At 73.9% G+C, this 17,681-nt stretch carries 19 protein-coding genes; 9 read left to right on the plus strand and 10 right to left on the minus strand.

Annotated features, from left to right (window positions below):
* Positions 1–4: 4 nt before the first annotated feature.
* Positions 5–1,456, minus strand: a complete 1,452-nt coding sequence (yczR, locus tag FB586_RS12860; RefSeq protein WP_136519743.1) for a MocR-like transcription factor YczR — start codon at positions 1,454–1,456, stop codon at positions 5–7.
* A gap of 61 nt (positions 1,457–1,517) precedes the next feature.
* Between yczR and FB586_RS19450 the strand changes: the two genes are divergently transcribed.
* Together FB586_RS19450 and yczE are read left to right on the plus strand one after the other, a co-directional pair.
* Complete coding sequence (locus FB586_RS19450) at positions 1,518–1,658, plus strand: hypothetical protein (RefSeq protein WP_168800558.1); 141 nt, start codon at positions 1,518–1,520, stop codon at positions 1,656–1,658.
* A 26-nt stretch (positions 1,659–1,684) separates the two neighbouring features.
* Positions 1,685–2,314 (plus strand): membrane protein YczE, encoded by a 630-nt coding sequence (yczE, locus tag FB586_RS12865; RefSeq protein WP_306419164.1) that lies wholly within the window; start codon positions 1,685–1,687, stop codon positions 2,312–2,314.
* Positions 2,315–2,347: 33 nt separating this feature from the next.
* Here yczE and FB586_RS12870 read toward each other — a convergent pair whose 3' ends face one another.
* Complete coding sequence (locus FB586_RS12870) at positions 2,348–2,950, minus strand: DUF3043 domain-containing protein (protein WP_136519745.1); 603 nt, start codon at positions 2,948–2,950, stop codon at positions 2,348–2,350.
* A 32-nt stretch (positions 2,951–2,982) separates the two neighbouring features.
* On the opposite strand from FB586_RS12870, the gene FB586_RS12875 reads away from it, so the two are divergent.
* On the plus strand, positions 2,983–4,389 hold the full coding sequence (locus FB586_RS12875; protein WP_136519746.1) for a dipeptidase: 1,407 nt from the start codon (positions 2,983–2,985) through the stop codon (positions 4,387–4,389).
* A gap of 66 nt (positions 4,390–4,455) precedes the next feature.
* Here FB586_RS12875 and FB586_RS12880 read toward each other — a convergent pair whose 3' ends face one another.
* The 3 genes from FB586_RS12880 to nadA form a co-directional block, all read right to left on the minus strand.
* Positions 4,456–4,983, minus strand: coding sequence for an acyl-CoA thioesterase (locus FB586_RS12880; protein ID WP_136519747.1), 528 nt, complete (start codon positions 4,981–4,983; stop codon positions 4,456–4,458).
* 64 nt (positions 4,984–5,047) lie between these two features.
* Positions 5,048–5,647, minus strand: coding sequence for a DJ-1/PfpI family protein (locus FB586_RS12885; protein WP_136519748.1), 600 nt, complete (start codon positions 5,645–5,647; stop codon positions 5,048–5,050).
* 55 nt (positions 5,648–5,702) lie between these two features.
* Entirely contained in the window at positions 5,703–6,908 is a 1,206-nt protein-coding gene (gene nadA / locus FB586_RS12890) for a quinolinate synthase NadA (RefSeq protein ID WP_136519749.1), read from the minus strand.
* Between the two features lie 88 nt (positions 6,909–6,996).
* Here nadA and FB586_RS12895 point away from each other — a divergent pair, with 88 nt between their 5' ends.
* Positions 6,997–8,199: a glycerate kinase family protein gene (locus FB586_RS12895; protein ID WP_136519750.1), complete on the plus strand. Its 1,203-nt coding sequence runs from the start codon at positions 6,997–6,999 to the stop codon at positions 8,197–8,199.
* 120 nt (positions 8,200–8,319) lie between these two features.
* Positions 8,320–8,670, plus strand: a complete 351-nt coding sequence (gene erpA, locus FB586_RS12900; protein WP_136519751.1) for an iron-sulfur cluster insertion protein ErpA — start codon at positions 8,320–8,322, stop codon at positions 8,668–8,670.
* 83 nt (positions 8,671–8,753) lie between these two features.
* On the opposite strand, the gene FB586_RS12905 is transcribed toward erpA, so the two are convergent.
* Both FB586_RS12905 and FB586_RS12910 read right to left on the minus strand, forming a co-directional pair.
* Positions 8,754–9,014: a sulfurtransferase TusA family protein gene (locus FB586_RS12905; protein ID WP_136519752.1), complete on the minus strand. Its 261-nt coding sequence runs from the start codon at positions 9,012–9,014 to the stop codon at positions 8,754–8,756.
* 7 nt (positions 9,015–9,021) lie between these two features.
* A complete protein-coding gene (locus tag FB586_RS12910) occupies positions 9,022–10,185 on the minus strand; it encodes a cysteine desulfurase family protein (RefSeq protein ID WP_370741082.1) in 1,164 nt (387 codons plus the stop codon).
* Positions 10,186–10,366: 181 nt separating this feature from the next.
* On the opposite strand from FB586_RS12910, the gene ctaC reads away from it, so the two are divergent.
* The 4 genes from ctaC to FB586_RS12930 all read left to right on the plus strand — a co-directional run bounded on the left by ctaC (position 10,367) and on the right by FB586_RS12930 (position 13,976).
* Positions 10,367–11,239: an aa3-type cytochrome oxidase subunit II gene (gene ctaC, locus FB586_RS12915; RefSeq protein ID WP_136519754.1), complete on the plus strand. Its 873-nt coding sequence runs from the start codon at positions 10,367–10,369 to the stop codon at positions 11,237–11,239.
* Complete coding sequence (ctaD, locus tag FB586_RS12920) at positions 11,239–13,059, plus strand: aa3-type cytochrome oxidase subunit I (RefSeq protein ID WP_136519755.1); 1,821 nt, start codon at positions 11,239–11,241, stop codon at positions 13,057–13,059. The genes ctaC and ctaD overlap by 1 nt, the downstream gene beginning before the upstream one ends.
* Positions 13,056–13,454: a cytochrome c oxidase subunit 4 gene (locus tag FB586_RS12925; RefSeq protein ID WP_136519756.1), complete on the plus strand. Its 399-nt coding sequence runs from the start codon at positions 13,056–13,058 to the stop codon at positions 13,452–13,454. The genes ctaD and FB586_RS12925 overlap by 4 nt, the downstream gene beginning before the upstream one ends.
* Before the next feature lie 177 nt (positions 13,455–13,631).
* Positions 13,632–13,976: a GNAT family N-acetyltransferase gene (locus tag FB586_RS12930; RefSeq protein WP_246036749.1), complete on the plus strand. Its 345-nt coding sequence runs from the start codon at positions 13,632–13,634 to the stop codon at positions 13,974–13,976.
* Between the two features lie 134 nt (positions 13,977–14,110).
* Here the strand turns inward: FB586_RS12930 and FB586_RS12935 are convergent, their stop codons facing one another.
* The 3 genes from FB586_RS12935 to qcrA form a co-directional block, all read right to left on the minus strand.
* Entirely contained in the window at positions 14,111–14,740 is a 630-nt protein-coding gene (locus FB586_RS12935; protein ID WP_136519757.1) for a superoxide dismutase, read from the minus strand.
* 128 nt (positions 14,741–14,868) lie between these two features.
* Positions 14,869–16,647: a cytochrome bc1 complex cytochrome b subunit gene (qcrB, locus tag FB586_RS12940; protein ID WP_136519758.1), complete on the minus strand. Its 1,779-nt coding sequence runs from the start codon at positions 16,645–16,647 to the stop codon at positions 14,869–14,871.
* Positions 16,644–17,633: a cytochrome bc1 complex Rieske iron-sulfur subunit gene (qcrA, locus tag FB586_RS12945; RefSeq protein WP_168800576.1), complete on the minus strand. Its 990-nt coding sequence runs from the start codon at positions 17,631–17,633 to the stop codon at positions 16,644–16,646. Before qcrA ends, qcrB begins: the two co-directional genes overlap by 4 nt.
* Between the last annotated feature and the right edge of the window lie 48 nt (positions 17,634–17,681).

Below are 17,681 nucleotides of genomic sequence, written 5' to 3' on the forward strand. Positions count from 1 at the left end.
GGCGTCAGACGAGCGCGGGCGCCGTCCGGGCCGCGCCGCCCGTGGCGGCGGGGTCGAGGACGGCCCACGCGGCCGCGAGCCCGTCGACCGCGCGTCGCAGCTGCGCCGGCGGCTGCGAGAAGGGCACCCGGAGGCGGTCCTCGAACGTGCCGTCGACGCCGAAGGCCGTTCCCGGCACGATCCGGACGCCGTGCGCGTGCGCCACGGCGCTGAGCGCCGTCGACACCGGTGCCCCGAGGTCGACCCAGGTTGACAGGCCGCCGGCCGGCACAGGCACCCGCCACTGCGGCAGCCGCTCGCCCAGCGCGGCCAGCAGCGTCGCGCGCTGCTCGCGCACCGCCACGACCCGGGCGGCGAGCACCTCCTCCGCGCGGTCGAGGAGCGTCGTCGTGACGAGCTGGTCCAGCACGGACGAGCCGATGTCCACGTGCGCCCGCCGCTGCGCCAGCCGCCCGACCAGGTCCGGGTGCGCGCGCACCCAGCCCACGCGCAGGCCGCCCCAGAAGGACTTCGAGGCCGAGCCGACGCAGACGACGAGGTCGTCGCCGGGCCCGCCGGCGAACGGCGCGGGGGCCGGGCCGTCGAGGGCGAGGTCGGTCAGGGTCTCGTCGCCGACCACCACGGTGCGCGTGCGCCGCGCGAGGTCCCGCACCCGCGCACGGCCCTCGGGGTCGAGGCTCGTCCCGGTCGGGTTGTGGTGGTCGGGCACCAGGTACGCCAGCCGGGGCGAGGTCTGGCGCACCGTGGACGCCAGCAGCTCGACGTCGAGGCCGTCCTCCGTCACGGGGACCGGCACGGGCCGGGCACCGACGCCCCGCGCGGCGTCGATGGCGTGCGGGTACGTCGGGTGCTCGACCACCACGCGGTCGCCCGGCCCTGCGAGGGTCGCCATGAGGAGGTGGATGGCCTGCTGCGCCCCCGTGGTCACGAGCACCTGGTCCGGGTGCGTCGGCACCCCGCGGGCCGTGTAGCGGTCCGCGATCGCCTGGCGCAGCGCCGGCAGCCCGAGCGGCAGGTAGCCGGTGTGGTCGAGGTGCCGGGGCAGCTGGTCGAGCGCCGCCGCGCACGCCTCGGCCAGCTGGGGCGGTGCCGTCGGTGCGGCGGCGGACAGGTCGACGAGGGCGTCGTCGACGGTCCCCAGCGTCGCCGGGGCCCGGTCGCCGGTGCCGGGCGGCAGCGTCGTGACCGTGCCGGACCCGCGGCGGCTGACGAGGAAGCCCTCGTCCCGCAGCAGGTCGTACGCGGCGGTCACCGTCGTGCGGGACACGCCGAGGGCCTCGGCGACCTCGCGCTCGCCGGGCAGGCGGGTGCCCAGGGGGAGCGCGCCGGTGCGCACGAGGCCGCGCACACCGTCGGCGAGCGCCTGGTAGGCGGGGCCGCGGTGCTCCCACGCCCCCAGCAGCGACTGCAGGCGGGGACCGTTGACGCGGCGGTCGACCGGCGAGACCACACTCATGCAGCCACTATCCTCGAAGTGGCTATGGAGAACAAGGCCAGTGGCAGGCCACTCTCGCAGCATGGCCCTGTTCCTCGTCCTCGCCGTCCTCGGGGTCGTCGCCCTGGCCGTCGCGCTCGCGCGCGCCGTCCGTGCCGACGGGCTCGGTCACCGTCCACCGCCGCCGTCGCGGCACGTTCCCTTCGGAGGTCGCGCGTGGTGACCGACGCCCCCCGCCCACGGACCGCCGTGCGCCGTACCGTCCAGCTGCTCGGCGGGCTGGTGCTCTACGCCGCGTCGATCGTCATGCTGGTCCGCGCCGAGCTCGGCTCGATGCCCTGGGACGTGCTGTCGCAGGGCGTCGTGCGGGTGACGGGCTGGTCCTTCGGCACGGTCACCGTGGCCCTGTCGTTCCTCGTGTTCGCGTGCTGGGTGCCGCTGCGCCAGCGCCCGGGCATCGGCACCGTGGCGAACGTCGTGGTCATCGGGGCGCTGCTCGACCCGTTCCTCGCGCTGGCGGCGCACCTGCCGGATCCGCTGCCGCTGCCGGCCGCGGCGGGCCTCGTCGCCCTGGGTGTCCTCACGAACGCGCTCGCGACGTCCCTCTACGTGGGCGCCCGGCTCGGCCCGGGGCCGCGCGACGGGCTCATGACCGGCATCGTCGCGCGGACCGGCTGGCCGCTGCGGCTCGTGCGCGGGTCCATCGAGGTCGTCGTGGTCGCGGTCGGCTGGGCGCTCGGCGGCACGCTCGGCCTGGGCACGCTCGCCTACGCGCTGGCGATCGGCCCGCTCGTGCACGTGCTGCTGCCGCGCCTGACGGTGCCGGTGCCGCCCCCGAGCGGCACTCCGCAGGTGCCCGCCGAGCCCGTCGCGCGCTGACGGCCGGGACGCCGGACGTGCCGGCGTGAGCGGTCAGGCGGGGCGCTGCCCGTGCTTGACCTGCGGCTTCGGGAGCCGCGAGGGCCGCACCTGGAAGGCGCGCAGCACCGCGTACATCGCCATGCCGGTCGGGATCTGGGACGCGTCGAACTGCGCGCGCAGACGTCGCTTCAGCCCCCGCCACATGAGCCACGCGTCCACGATCATCGCGAGGATGAAGACGTAGAGGATCACGAGCGAGGCGAACGCGACGGTCGGCGCGGAGGTGGCGGTGACCATCTGCAGCACGAGGAACACCGCGGCCGTCGGCAGGAAGAACTCGCCCAGGTTCCAGCGCGCGTCGACGTAGTCGCGGACGTAGCGCCGGACCGGGCCCCGGTCGCGCAGCGGCATGTGCCGCTCGTCGCCCGTGCGCATGGCCTGGTACTCGAGCTCGCGCTGCTCGCGCACCTTCTGCTTGGCCGAGCGGGCGGCGGCGCGCCGGTCCTCGGGGACCAGCGGTCGCCGGTTGCGCGCCTCCGCCGCCTTGCGGGTGGGCGTCGGACGGCCCTTGCCGGTCCGCACCTCGTCGGCCGGGGTCTGCTCCGGCGTCGGCGCCGGGGTGGTCAGCGGGGGGTCCTGCTTGCGTCCGAACACCCGCCCAGGGTAGTCGAGTAGCGTGCCTGGGCGTGACGTCCAGCCCCGCACCCACCGGTACCCCCTCCCCGCTGCCCGCCGCCCGCGTCGACGCCCTGCGCGCGCGCACCGCGGACCTCTTCGACGGCGTGCGCGCCGACCTCGAGGCCCTCGTGCGGATCCCCAGCGTGTCCAACCCCGAGTTCGACCAGGCGCACGTCGAGGCGTCGGCGGCGGCCGTCGCCGAGCTGCTCCGCGGTGCGGGCGTGCCCGAGGTCCAGGTGCTGCGCGTGCCGCGTGCCGACGGGACGTCGGGCGCCCCCGCCGTCGTGGCACGGCGGCCGGCGCCCGCCGGCGCCCCGACTGTCCTGCTCTACGCGCACCACGACGTCCAGCCCCCGGGCGACGCGGCCGAGTGGCGGACGGCGCCCTTCGAGCCGACGCGGCAGGGCGACCGGCTGTTCGGCCGCGGTGCCGCGGACGACAAGGCCGGGGTCATGGCCCACGTCGGCGCGCTGCGGGTCCTCGCGGACGAGCTCGGCGTCGGCGTGACGGTCTTCGTCGAGGGGGAGGAGGAGATCGGGTCGCCGACGTTCGTCGACTTCCTGCGCACCCACCGCGAGCTGCTCGCGGCCGACGTCATCGTCGTCGCCGACTCCAGCAACTGGAAGGTCGGGGTGCCGGCGCTCACGACCTCGCTGCGCGGCCTCGCGGACCTCGTGGTCGAGGTCGCCGTGCTCGACCACGCGGTGCACTCGGGCATGTTCGGCGGCCCGGTCCTCGACGCGCCGACGCTGCTCGCGCGCCTCCTGGCGACCCTGCACGACGAGCACGGCGACGTGGCCGTGGAGGGGCTCGTCCGGGCCGACGACCCGGCCGTGGACATGGACGAGGACGCGCTGCGCGCCGACGCGGGCGTCCTGCCCGGCGTGCGGCTCGCGGGCACCGGGCCGCTGACGGCCCGCCTGTGGACGCGCCCGGCGATCGGCGTCATCGGGATCGACGCGCCGCGGGTGGCCAGCGCCTCCAACACGATCACGCCGCGGGCGTCCGCCAAGCTCTCCGTCCGGCTGGCGCCGGGGCAGGACCCGGCCGCCGCCCTGGAGGCGGTCAAGGCGCACCTCGTCGCGCACGCACCGTTCGGCGCGCACGTCACGGTGCGGGACGGCGAGCTCGGCCGCGCCTTCCGGGCGGCCGGCGACTCCACGGCGGCGCGCACCGCGCGGTGGGCGCTCGGGGAGGCCTGGGGGACGCCGTCCGTCGACGTCGGCGTCGGCGGCTCGATCCCGTTCATCAGCGACCTGCTCGACGTCTACCCCGACGCCGCGATCCTGGTGACCGGCGTCGAGGACCCCGACTCGCGTGCGCACGGCGCCAACGAGTCGGTCCACCTCGGCGAGCTCGAGCGCGTCGTGCTGGCCGAGGCGCTGCTGCTCGCGTCGCTCGCGCCCGGCGCCTGACGCCCGCCGCCCGCGACGTGCCGCCGCCCCGCGGGGCCGTGCGTGTCGCGGGCGGTGCCCCGCGGCTCAGCGGTGCGCGACGTCGACCGCCCGCGCCCAGGCGGCGACCTCGTCCGGCAGCGGAGGGCTCGCGACCTGCTCCGCGTCGAGCAGCGCCACCACGTCCGGAGCGGCCACGCGGGCGCCGCTGCGGGCGAGGAACCGTCCCGCGACCCAGCCGCGCGCGACGTGCTCCTCGCCCCGGGCGAAGACCTGCTCGAGGTACACGACGCGCTCGTCCCACCCGAGCACGCGGGTGGTGATGGTGAACCGCTGCCCCCAGGTCAGGGAACGGCGGTACTTGACGGTGGAGGCCGCGACGACGGGGTACCACCCGCGCTCCGCGAGCAGGCCGAACGCGCCGAGGTCCGCGAGGTAGTTCGAGCGTGCGACGTCCATCATCTGCAGGTAGACGCCGTTGTTGACGTGCCGGTACAGGTCGAGGTCGCTCAGCCGCACCCGCATGCGGGTGACGGAGGGCTCGAGGACGTGGCGTCCGAGGACGGCGCGGCGGGGCCGAGCGGTGGCGAGGGCGAGCTGGACGGTGCGGGTCACGAGCCCGACCGTACCCGCGGGTAACCGCGCCCCGCCGCAGCGTCCCGGCGGCGTCCGACCGGGTTCAGACGGGCGGGGCCGGGTCGTACTGGATGCCCCGCCGCACGCCGCGCGCCGTCTCCGCGGACTCGAGCCGCGCGACCAGGTGCAGCGCCATGTCGATGCCGGCGGAGACCCCGGCCGACGTGACGACGTCGCCGTCGTCCACGAACCGTGCCTCGGTGTCGACGAGCACGCTCGGGTCGGCCTCCACCAGCGCGTCGAGGGACGCCCAGTGCGTCGTGGCGGGCCGGCCCGCGAGCACGCCGGCCGCCGCGTAGACGAGCGCGCCCGTGCACACGCTGGCGAGCAGCGGGGTCGTCGCCCGCATGTGCCGTACCCACGCGAGGTGCTCCTCGTCCGCCATCAGCGTCCGGGCGCCCCGGCCGCCCGGGTACACCAGGACGTGCAGGGGCCCGACGGCGGCCGCGCTCGTGTCGGGGACGATGCTCAGGCCCTTCGCGCACCGCACACCGCCGCCGTCCAGCGAGAACGTCAGCACCTCGGGACGCAGGGCGCTGTGGGCGGCCCACGACGCCAGCACCTCCCAGGGCCCGACGACGTCGAGCTCCTCGGCCCCGTCGAAGACCAGGACCCCGACCCGCAGCGGCCCCTGCGTGCTCATGCGCGGCCCGTCCTCTCGCTCCTGACGCGGGGGCCGCCGGTGCCCCCGGCGCACGTCAGTGGCCCGGCAGGGCCAGCATCTGGTCGAGGGCCACACGGGCCCAGTGCGCGTCGTCCGGGTCGACGACGATGCGGTTCGGCACCCGGCCCGCCACGAGCTCCTCGAGCGCCCACACGAGGTGCGGCAGGTCGATCCGGTTCATGGTCGAGCAGAAGCACACCGTCGAGTCGAGGTAGTGCACCGAGAGCTCGGGGTGGGCGTTCGCGAGCCGCCGGACGAGGTTGAGCTCCGTGCCGATCGCCCAGGACGAGCCGGGCTCGGCGGCGTCGAGCGCCTTGATGATGTACTCCGTCGACCCCACCATGTCGGCCGCCGTGACGACCTCGTGCCGGCACTCGGGGTGGACGAGGACCGTGACGTCCGGCACCGCTGCGCGCACGTCCTCGACGTTGCGCGCCGAGAAGCGCCCGTGCACGGAGCAGTGCCCGCGCCACAGGATCATCCGCGCGTCGCGCAGCTCCTGGGTGGTGAGCCCCCCGCCCGGCCTGCGGGGGTCGTAGACGACGCAGTCGTCGAGGGAGAGACCCAGCTGGAGCACCGCGGTGTTGCGGCCGAGGTGCTGGTCCGGCATGAACAGGACCTTGCCGCGGCCCTCGAGGCCGCCGACCCGCTCGAACGCCCAGCGCAGCGCGACCTGCGCGTTGGACGACGTGCACACCGTGCCGCCGTGGCGGCCCGTGAACGCCTTGATGGCGGCGGTCGAGTTCATGTACGTCACGGGCACCGTGTCGTCGGCGACCCCGGCGTCGACGAGGACGTCCCAGGCGTCCTCGACCTGGTCGATGGCGGCCATGTCCGCCATCGAGCAGCCCGCGGCGAGGTCCGGCAGGACGACCTGCTGCGCGTCGGACGTGAGGATGTCGGCCGACTCGGCCATGAAGTGCACGCCGCAGAACACGACGAACTCGGCGTCCGGCCGGGCCGCCGCCTCGCGCGCGAGCTTGAAGGAGTCGCCCGTGACGTCGGCGAAGGCGATGACCTCGTCGCGCTGGTAGTGGTGACCGAGGACGAACGCCCGGTCGCCGAGGGCGGCGCGCGCGACGCGGGCGCGCTCCACCAGGGTCGGGTCGCTGGGGTCCGGCAGTGCGCCGGCGCACTCCACGCCGCGCTCGGAGGCGAGGTCCGCGCCCCGTCCCAGCAGCAGCAGCGTGGACGGTGCGGGCTCGGTGAACGTGCCGGTCGCGGGCAGGGTCAGGCTCACGGCGGCATGATCCCACAGCCGTCCGCGCGCGTGGAGGCACGTCCTGGGGACGCCCACCCGCGTCGACCGGCCGTGCCACGATCACCCCGTGCGCGTCCTCCTCGCCCCCGACTGCTTCGGCACCTCGCTCACCGCGGCGCACGCGGCCGACGCCCTCGCCGCCGGCTGGCGCACGGGAGCCCCGCACGACGAGGTGACGACCTGCCCGCTCGCCGACGGCGGCCCCGGGTTCGTCGCGACTCTGCGGGCGAGCCTCGGCGGCGGTCTCGACGCCGTGACGGTCACGGGCCCGCTCGGGGACCCGGCGCCGGCCGCGGTGCTCCGGGTGGGCGCGACGGCGTACGTCGAGTCCGCCCACGCCCTCGGCCTGGGCCTCGTGCCGCCCGCGCGGCGCGACCCCACCCGCACGACGAGCGCCGGCGCGGGCGAGCTGGTCGCGGCCGCGATCGACGCCGGTGCCCGCCGCGTCGTCGTCGGACTGGGCGGCTCGGCGACCAACGACGCCGGCGCCGGCCTGCTGGCGGCGCTCGCGGACGCACTGCTGGGACCGGGCGCCGCGGACCGGGTCCCGCCCGCCCTGCGTGCCGGCGGGGGCGGGCTCGGGCAGCTGCGCGCGCAGGACCTCGCGTTCCTGCCCGCGCTGCGCGACGCGCTGCGCGGCGTGGACCTCGTCGCCGCGGTCGACGTCGACGTGCCGCTGCTCGGCCTGCAGGGCGCCTCGGCCGGCTTCGCGCCGCAGAAGGGCGCGACCCCCGAGCAGGCCCAGGACCTCGAGCGTGCGCTCGGGTCGTTCGCGCACGCCGCCGTGGCCGCGCTCGGGACCGCGGCGGGACGGGCCGACCTGCTCGCGCCCGCGCCCGGTCGTCCCGCGCCGGCGCACCGCTGGACCGGCCTGCCCGGCGCCGGCGCCGCGGGAGGCACGGGGTTCGCGCTCGCGCTGCTCGGCGGGCGCCTGATCCCCGGCGCCGCCCTCGTCGCGGACGCGGTGGACCTGTCCGCCCGGATCGCGGCGCACGACGTCGTCGTGACGGGGGAGGGGCGCACGGACTGGCAGTCGCTGCACGGCAAGGTGGTGGCCGAGGTCGCCGCGCGCGCGCTGCCCGCCGCGGTGCCCACGGTCGTCGTCTCGGGCGAGGTGCTGGTCGGGCGGCGCGAGCTGTCCGAGGCCGGCGTCACCGCGGCGTACGCCGTCTCGGACCGTCCCGAGCAGGTCGCCGCCGCGCTCGCGGACCCGGCGGGCACGCTGGCCGCGCGCACGGCCCGTGTCGCGCGCACGTGGTCCCCGGCGTGACGTGGCGCGTCGGACGTCACGGACGCGTCCGGCCCACGGGCGTACGCTGGGCGGGAACAACGGCCCGGTCGGCGGTGTTGCGCACCGTCGAGGACCGTCTCTGGCTGAACCGGGAGTGACATGAGCGAGACCACGCAGACCGCGACCCACGGCGTCCAGCTCACGGACGTGGCGGCCGACAAGGTGCGCACGCTGCTCGAGCAGGAGGGTCGCGACGACCTGCGCCTGCGCGTGGCCGTGCAGCCCGGCGGGTGCTCCGGGCTGATCTACCAGCTGTACTTCGACGAGCGCCTGCTCGACGGCGACGCGACCAAGGACTACGACGGCGTCGAGGTCGTCGTGGACCGCATGAGCGTCCCCTACCTCGAGGGCGCGACGATCGACTTCGCGGACACGATCGAGAAGCAGGGCTTCACGATCGACAACCCGAACGCGGGCAGCTCCTGCGCCTGCGGCGGCTCGTTCGCCTGACCCTCGGCACCCGCGTCGACGCACGGGCCCGCGACCGCACCGGTCGCGGGCCCGTCCGCGTCGGGGGCTCGGAGATGCCGTGGTCAGCCGGCGAGGCGCACGAGGACGACGACGTCGTCCTCGCCCCGCTCGACGGACACGAGGGCGTGGCCGCGCATCCGGGCCCACGCGGGCAGGTCGACCGCGGCGGCCGGGTCGGTCGCCCGCACCCGCAGCAGCGACCCCGGGGGGAGCGTGCGCGAGGCCGCCGCGGCCCGCAGCACCGGCGCGGGGCAGCGCAGTCTCCGCGCGTCGACCTCGGTCGGCCCGCCCGGCTCTGGCCCCGTGCTCCCCGACCCGCTCACGACCGCCTCACAGCCCCGCCGCGCCTGCGTCGGTGCGCACCTGCGCCACCACGGCCGGCAGCACGTCGCACAGCCGGTGCACGTCCTCGGCGCGGACGTCGACCGGGAGCGACACGCGCACGTTGCCGTGCGTGAGGACGCCCATCGCCGCGAGGACGTGGCTCGGCTCGAGCGCGCTCGACGTGCAGGCCGAGCCGGACCCCACGCCCAGCCCCAGGCGGTCGAGACGCGTGACGAGCGCCTCCCCGTCGACGTAGAGGCAGGAGAACGTCACGACGTGGGGGAGCCGGTCGTCGGGGTCGCCGACGACCGCCACGTCCGGGACCTCGGCGGCGACCCGTGCGCGCACGACGTCGACGAGCGCGCGACGGTGCCGGTCGGCCCGGACGCGGTCCGCCGCGGCGTCCTGCAGCGCGACCGCCGCGGCGAGGGCCAGCGGGACGGCCACGCCGCCGGGGGACCACCGGTCCTCGTCCTCCGGCCAGTCGGGCGAGCGGCGGACGCCGGCGCGCGTCACGAGCACGCCGAGGGGCGGCGCACCCCAGTCGCCGGCGTCGGCGGCGAGGAGGTCCCACGCCGGGCCGACCTCGACGTGCCCCAGGCTGGCGCCGGCGTCCACGAGCAGCGGGACGCCGTGGCGGCGCACCGCCTCGTGCACGACGCCGACGGGCTGCAGCGTGCCCACCTCGCCGTTGGCGTGCTGCAGCGCCGCGAGGGCCGTCCCCGTCCCGACCCGGGCGACGAAGGCGTCGGGGTCCACGCGGCCGCTGCCGTCGACCGGCACCGTCCGCACGGCACCGTCGCCGCGTCCGGCGACGAACGCCGCCGCGGCGTGCACGGCGGCCCGCTCGACGGCACCGACGACCACGTCGGCGCCGTGGCGGCGGCGGCCTCGCGCGACCGCGCGCACGGCGGCGTGCAGCGCCGCGGTGTGGGTGCCGAAGAGGTCGACCTCCTCGGTCCGGGCGCCGACCGCCGCGGCGATCGCCTCGCGGGCGCCGTCCAGCAGCAGCCGCGCCTGCCGTGCCTCCGCGTAGAGACGGCGCGGGTCGGCCCACCCCTGGTCCAGCGCCTCGAGCAGCGCGGCGCGTGCGCGCGGGCGCAGGGGGGCGTGGCCGGCGACGTCGAGGACGGCGCGGGTCGGGGCGTCGGAGGGCTCCACGTCGCGCACGCTAGTGCCGCCGCGCCCGGGGGCGACGTGTGACGGTGCTGACACCCCGTCGCCAAAGGAGCGCCGCGGCACGTCACCCCGCCGACGGCGCGCTAGGCTGCTCGGGTCGAGGACGAAGGTCCCGCACGACCGCGCGCCGGTACGGGGCGCGGTCGGCAGGGACGCGAGTGGAAGGCCCCCCGTGCACCCGGATTCCCCCCGCCGCGCCCGGCGCGTGACCGCGGCCCTGCTGGCCTCGGCCGTCGTGCTGGTGCTCAGCGGCTGCTCCGAGACGGTCCAGCGTGGCTGGCTCCCCGGCGACTCCGACCACGAGGTCACGGACCAGACCGGTCGCGTGGTCCAGCTGTGGGTCGGTTCGTGGATCGCCGCGCTGATCGTCGGCATCATCACCTGGGGCCTGATCCTCTGGTGCGTCGCCGTCTACCGGAAGCGCAAGGACGACGACACGCTGCCCGTGCAGCTGCGCTACCACGTGCCCCTCGAGGTCATGTACATCATCCTGCCCGTGATCATGGTGGGCGTGCTGTTCTACTACACGAACCGCGACACCATGGCGATGCAGGACACCTCCGCCGAGCCCGACGTGAACATCCAGGTCATCGGCAAGCAGTGGAGCTGGGACTTCAACTACCTGGACGACGACGTCTACGAGACGGGCCAGCACGCGCGCGGCATCGGTGAGGACGAGGAGACGCTGGACCGCCAGGTCACGCTCTACCTGCCCGTCGACCAGCGCGTGGAGTTCATCGTCGAGGCGCGGGACGTGAACCACTCGTTCTGGATCCCCGAGTTCCTCTACAAGATGGACATGATCCCGGGCGTGACGAACACGTTCCAGGTCACGCCGACGCGTGAGGGCTTCTACCGCGGCAAGTGCGCGGAGCTCTGCGGCGAGGAGCACTCGTCGATGCTCTTCAACGTCGCGGTCGTCTCGCAGGAGGAGTACGACGCCCACATGGACGAGCTCCGCGAGAAGGGCCAGACCGGCGCGCTGAGCCTCGATTACAGCCGTCAGCACGACCTCAACGAGGTCGCGGGGGAGGACGAGAACTGATGGTCGCCCAGGCAGAGCGGATCCCGGGCCTGGCGCCGCGTCGTCAGACCCTCGGCCGCACGGTCGTCCGGTGGATCACCTCCACCGACCACAAGACGATCGGCTACATGTACCTGATCACGTCGTTCGTGTGGTTCGCGATCGGCGGGATCCTGGCGCTGCTCATCCGCGCCGAGCTGTTCACGCCGGGCATGGACCTGTTCCAGTCCAAGGAGCAGTACAACCAGGCGTTCACGATGCACGGCACGATCATGCTGCTGCTGTTCGCGACGCCCCTGTTCGCCGGCTTCGCCAACATCGTGATGCCGCTGCAGATCGGCGCGCCCGACGTGGCGTTCCCGCGGCTCAACATGTTCGCGTACTGGCTCTACCTCTTCGGCGGCCTCATCGCCGCCGCGGGCTTCCTGACGCCGCAGGGCGCGGCGTCCTTCGGGTGGTTCGCCTACACACCGCTGTCGAGCACCGTGTACTCACCCGGCGTCGGCGGTGACCTGTGGGTCTTCGGCCTCGCGCTGACCGGTTTCGGCACGATCCTCGGTGCCGTCAACTTCATCACCACGATCGTCACGATGCGCGCGCCGGGCATGACCATGTTCCGGATGCCGATCTTCACCTGGAACATCCTGGTGACGTCGCTGCTCGTGCTCATGGCGTTCCCGCCGCTGGCCGCGGCCCTGTTCGCGCTCGGCGCCGACCGGCGTCTGGACGCGCAGATCTTCAACCCCGAGAACGGCGGGGCGCTGCTGTGGCAGCACCTGTTCTGGTTCTTCGGGCACCCCGAGGTGTACATCATCGCGCTGCCGTTCTTCGGCATCGTGACCGAGATCCTGCCGGTGTTCAGCCGCAAGCCGATCTTCGGCTACAAGGGCCTCGTCTACGCGACCATCGCGATCGCCGCGCTGTCGGTGACGGTGTGGGCGCACCACATGTACGTCACGGGGTCCGTGCTGCTGCCGTTCTTCTCGTTCATGACGATGCTCATCGCCGTGCCGACCGGAGTGAAGTTCTTCAACTGGATCGGCACGATGTGGCGCGGCAAGCTCACGTTCGAGACGCCGATGCTGTGGTCGATCGGCTTCCTCGTCACGTTCCTCTTCGGCGGCCTGACCGGCATCATCCTGTCCAGCCCGGCCCTCGACTTCCACCTGTCCGACACCTACTTCGTGGTGGCGCACTTCCACTACGTGGTGTTCGGGACCGTCGTCTTCGCGATGTTCGCCGGCTTCTACTTCTGGTGGCCGAAGTTCACCGGGCGGATGCTCGACGAGCGCCTGGGCAAGCTCCACTTCTGGCTGCTGTTCATCGGCTTCCACATGACGTTCCTCGTCCAGCACTGGCTGGGCGTGGTCGGCATGCCGCGCCGGTACGCGGACTACTCGCCCGCGGACGGGTTCACGTGGATGAACCAGCTCTCGACCGTGGGGTCCGTCATCCTCGCCGCCTCGACGCTGCCGTTCCTCTGGAACGTCTACGTCACCTGGCGCCGTGCCCCCAAGGTCATGGTCGACGACCCGTGGGGCTACGGCGGCTCGCTCGAGTGGGCGACCAGCTGCCCCCCGCCGCGGCACAACTTCACGTCGCTGCCGCGCATCCGCTCGGAGCGCCCCGCGTTCGACCTGCACCACCCCGAGGTGGCCGCCATGGACCAGGTGGAGCCGGCCGACGCCGGTCCGCTCGACTGGACCTCGCAGCGCACCGGGCAGCGCGAGCAGGCGGAGCAGCGCGTGGCCAGCGGCACCGGTGAGGAGGAGCGTTCGTCGGCGACCGTCGTCGAGGACCGCCCGGAGGACATCCAGGAGCGACGGGAGGACGAGCGGTGAAGTTCGAGGCGAGGCTCTTCCTCTACGGCATCATGTTCTTCGTCCCCGTCGGCCTGATCTACGCCTTCTGGAGCGGCGGCGAGGCGGTCGGCACGGTCGGCATCCCGCTCGTCGGCGGCCTGGTCGGCATGATCGGCGGGTACTTCGCCCTCCTGGCGCGTCGTATCGACGCCCGACCGGAGGACGACGAGCTCGGCGAGATCGAGCAGGGCGCGGGCAACCAGGGTGTCTTCAGCCCCTGGTCGTGGTGGCCGCTCGTGATCGGCCTCGCGGCGTCCGTCGCGTTCCTCGCCATGGCGGTGGGTTGGTGGCTCATGGTCCCGGCGCTGCTGCTCGGGGCCATCGGCCTCGTCGGCTGGGTGTTCGAGTTCTCCCGGGGGCAGCACGCCCACTGAGGCGCTCACCCCCGTACGCACGGCCCGTCACGACTCGTCGTGGCGGGCCGTCGTCGTCACGGGGCCGCCTCGGGGGCGTGGGGCGGCCGTGCACCACGCGTCCTGGGTCGAGACGTACGCCCCGCTGCTGCCGGCGGACCACCGGCGGTCGGACACGCTGCAGCGGAGGACGGGGACGTGGCGCGGCTGGCGCTCACCGGCGAGGGTGTCGTCACCGTCGCCGAGGTGGCCGGCACGGTCGTGGGGATCGCCTTCGCGGACCTGGGCCGGCGGGTGGGGGAGCACCCGCCCGTGCGGGACCGTGAGCTGTACCTGCTCTACGTCCTCGCGGCGCACCACGGGACCGGCGTCGGTCAGGCGCTGCTCGACGTGGTGGTGCTGCCGCGCCACGTGCCGGCCCAGGTGTGGGTCGCCGAGCACAACCCGAGGGCGCGGCGGTTCTACGCGCGGAACGACCTCCTCCCCGATGGCGCCCGTGCCCCCGACGAGCACCTCGGCCTCGCCGTGGCGCGCGCCCCGTGAGGTGAGCCGGTCCCCCGGGGGCCAGTGCCGTGGCCGCGGCCGCCGAAGGGCCGGGACGGGCGCCCCGAGGGCACGGAACGGCGACGGCCGCGCCCCCGGAAGGGGACGCGGCCGTCGGACGGACTGCGGTCGGCTCAGACCGTCGGGACGATGAGCCCGGCCGTCTGGGTACGGGCGCGCGTGAAGCGCTGCTCCGCGTCGGCCCAGTTCACCACGTTCCACCACGCCTTGACGTAGTCCGCCTTGACGTTGACGTAGTCGAGGTAGAACGCGTGCTCCCACATGTCGAGCATGACGACGGGGACGACGCCGAGCGGGAAGTTGCTCTGCTGGTCGTACAGCTGGAAGATCGCGAGCTTCTGGCCGACCGAGTCCCAGGCCAGCACCGACCAGCCGGAGCCCTGGATGCCGACGGCGTTCGCTGCGAAGTGCTTCTGGAACGCGTCGAACGAGCCGAAGAACTCGTCGATCGCGGCCGCCAGCTCGCCCGTGGGGCGGTCGCCGCCCTCGGGGGAGAGGTTCTGCCAGAACACCGAGTGGTTGACGTGCCCGCCGAGGTTGAAGGCGAGGTTCTTCTCGTGCAGGTTGACCGCCGCCAGGTCGTCGGCCTCGCGCGCGGCGGCGAGCTTCTCCAGCGCGGTGTTGGCGCCGGCGACGTAGGTGGCGTGGTGCTTGTCGTGGTGCAGCTCCATGATCCGCCCGGAGATGTGCGGCTCGAGCGCCGCGTAGTCGTAGGGCAGGTCCGGGAGCGTGTAGTCAGCCATCTGATGCCTTCCTGCGTCGGGCCGCAGCCGCGTGCTGCGGCGTCCTGGTATGCCGACGCGGTGCCTCCCCACCGTGGTGGGGGGACACCGCGTGCGACATGTCCGACCTGGTCAACGGCCGTACGGGGTCACTTCTTCCGCACGTCGTCGCCAGTCTCGTCCACCGGGGCGACCAGGCGCGAGCCACCGCCGGTGGGGGCCGGCTCCCCGGCGGGCGCGGACGCGCCGACCTGGGCGTGCTCCTGGTGCACCGAGCCGAGCGAGTCGTGGTCCCCGCCGCCGTGGGCGTGCGCGGACTCCAGCTCGGCCGGGGTCACCGGCTCCACGCGGTCCTCGTAGAACATCCGGGAGACCCGCTGGCGCAGCCGGTCCTTGCGGTAGCCCGGCCGGCGCACGCCGCGCGAGTCCTCGGCGGGCTCGATCTCCAGCGGACGCACCGCGTCGTGCTGCACCCGCAGCCACCGCTCGTGCGCGTCGAGGGGCTTGTGCACCTCGATGTACTCGCCGGACGCGAAGCGCACGATCTGACCGGTCTCGTGGCCGTGGAGCACGAGCTCGCGGTCCTTGCGCTGCAGCGCGAGGCAGATGCGCTTCGTGATCACGAACGTCGCCCACGGGCCGACGAAGAACAGGATCCGGAACACCCACGTGATGTCGTTGATCGACAGGTGGAAGTGCGTGGCGATGAGGTCGTTCGACCCGGCCAGCACCAGGATGAAGAACGCCATGAGCAGGGCGGAGCCGAACGCCGTGCGGAACGGCCGGTTGCGCGGACGGTCCAGCACGTGGTGCTCGCGCTTGTCACCGGTCGCCCACGCCTCGACGAACGGGTAGAGCGCCAGCAGCATGAACAGCACGCCGGGCACGACCACCGCGGGCACGAGGACGTTCAGCGAGACGGTGAAGCCGTTGTCGCCCCCGATGACGAACTCCGTGCCGCCGCCGGGCATGAGGCGCAGCGATCCCTCGAGGAAGAGCATGTACCAGTCCGGCTGGGCGCCGGCGGACACGGGGGACGGGTCGTACGGGCCGTAGTTCCACACCGGGTTGATGGACATCGTCGCGCCCATCAGCGCGATGATCCCGAACACGATGAAGAAGTAGCCGCCCGCCTTCGCGACGTAGATCGGGAACAGCGGGTACCCGACGACGTTCGCGTTCGTGCGGCCGGACCCGGGGTACTGCGTGTGCTTGTGCAGCACGACCAGGAACAGGTGCAGCGCGATGAGGGCGAGGATCAGGCCCGGCACGAGCAGGATGTGCACCGTGAACAGGCGCGGGATGATGTCGTGCCCGGGGAACTCGCCGCCGAAGATGAAGTACGACAGGTAGCTGCCGATGATCGGGATCGAGCGCACGACCCCGTCGGTGATGCGCAGGCCGTTGCCGGAGAGCACGTCGTCCGGGAGCGAGTAGCCCGAGAAGCCGGCGGCGAGGCTGAGGATCAGGAGGATGAACCCGACCAGCCAGTTGATCTCGCGCGGCTTGCGGAAGGCACCCGTGAAGAACACGCGCATCATGTGCGTCACGATCGACGCGACGAAGATCAGGGCCGCCCAGTGGTGGATCTGCCGCATGAGCAGACCGCCGCTGACCTCGAACGAGAGCCGCAGCGTCGAGGCGAAGGCCTCGGACATCTCGACGCCGTCCAGCGCCGGCCACGGGCCGTGGTAGTGCACCTCGGTCATGCTCGGGACGAAGAACATCGTCAGGAACACGCCCGAGATGAGCAGCGTGATGAAGCTGTACAGGGCGATCTCGCCCAGCAGGAACGACCAGTGGTCGGGGAAGATCTTGCGCGCGAACTCCTTGACCGCGGTGCCGATGCCGGTCCGCTGGTCCAGGTAGTCCGCGGTCCCTGCGGCGGCGCGTGCGCCGCGCGAGGGTGCGGAGGTGGTGGTGCTCATCGCAGTCGCTCCCAGAAGCTCGGACCGACGGGCTCGTGGAAGTCGCTCTGCGCGACCAGGTAGCCCTCGTCGTCGACGGTGATCGGCAGCTGGGGCAGCGGCCGAGAGGCGGGACCGAAGACGACCTTGGCGCCGTCGGCCACGTCGAACGTGCTCTGGTGGCACGGGCAGAGCAGGTGGTGCGTCTGCTGCTCGTAGAGCGCCACGGGGCAGCCGACGTGCGTGCAGACCTTCGAGAAGGCGACGATCCCGTCGTAGGACCAGCCCTCACCCTGCTCGGACACGATGTCCCGCGGGTCGAGGCGGATGAGCAGGACGATGGCCTTGGCCTTCTCGTCCAGCGGCGCCTCGGACTCGTCGAGGTCCTCGGGGATGACGTGCACGACGGACCCGATGGTGATGTCGGCGGCCCGGATGGGCTGGCCGGTGGGGTCGAGCACGATCCGCTTGCCGCGTGCCCACAGGGTCCGCTTGAACTTGTTGATGTTCCAGTCCTCGCCGACCTCGCCGATGAGCGGGAGGGCGATGGTGAGCGGGAACAGCGCGAGCGACGAGACGAGTGCGCCCTTGAGCAGGCCGCGCCGACCGATCGCCGAGTCCTCGGCGCCGTCCTTGAGGGCCTGCACGGCCTCGGCACGGACGGTGTCGGTGCTGCGCTGGGCGTGCCGGTGCTCGAACTTCTCGTGGTCGTTCATGAGCGTCTTGGCCCAGTGGACGGCCGCGAGCCCGATGCCGAGCAGGGCGAAGGCCAGCCCGAGCCCGAGCGCGAGGTTCGAGTTCCGCATCGACGTCACGGTGTCGCCCGGACGCAGCGCGAAGTAGGCGGCGATGAAGCCGATCGTGCCCAGGATGGAGATCGCGAAGAGCGCGACGACCTGGCGCTCCGACTTCTTGTTCGCGGCCGGGTCGACGTCGCCCTTGCGGGGGCGGTGCGGGCCGAAGCCCGGGTTCTGGAACTTCTCGGGGGTGGCGTCGCCCTCGCGCAGGACGAGGTCCGATCCCGCGAAGTCGGGGGACTCGTGCCCGCCGTCCTG

The organism is Cellulomonas telluris, assembly GCF_004886325.1.
Taxonomy (GTDB): domain Bacteria; phylum Actinomycetota; class Actinomycetes; order Actinomycetales; family Cellulomonadaceae; genus Cellulomonas; species Cellulomonas telluris.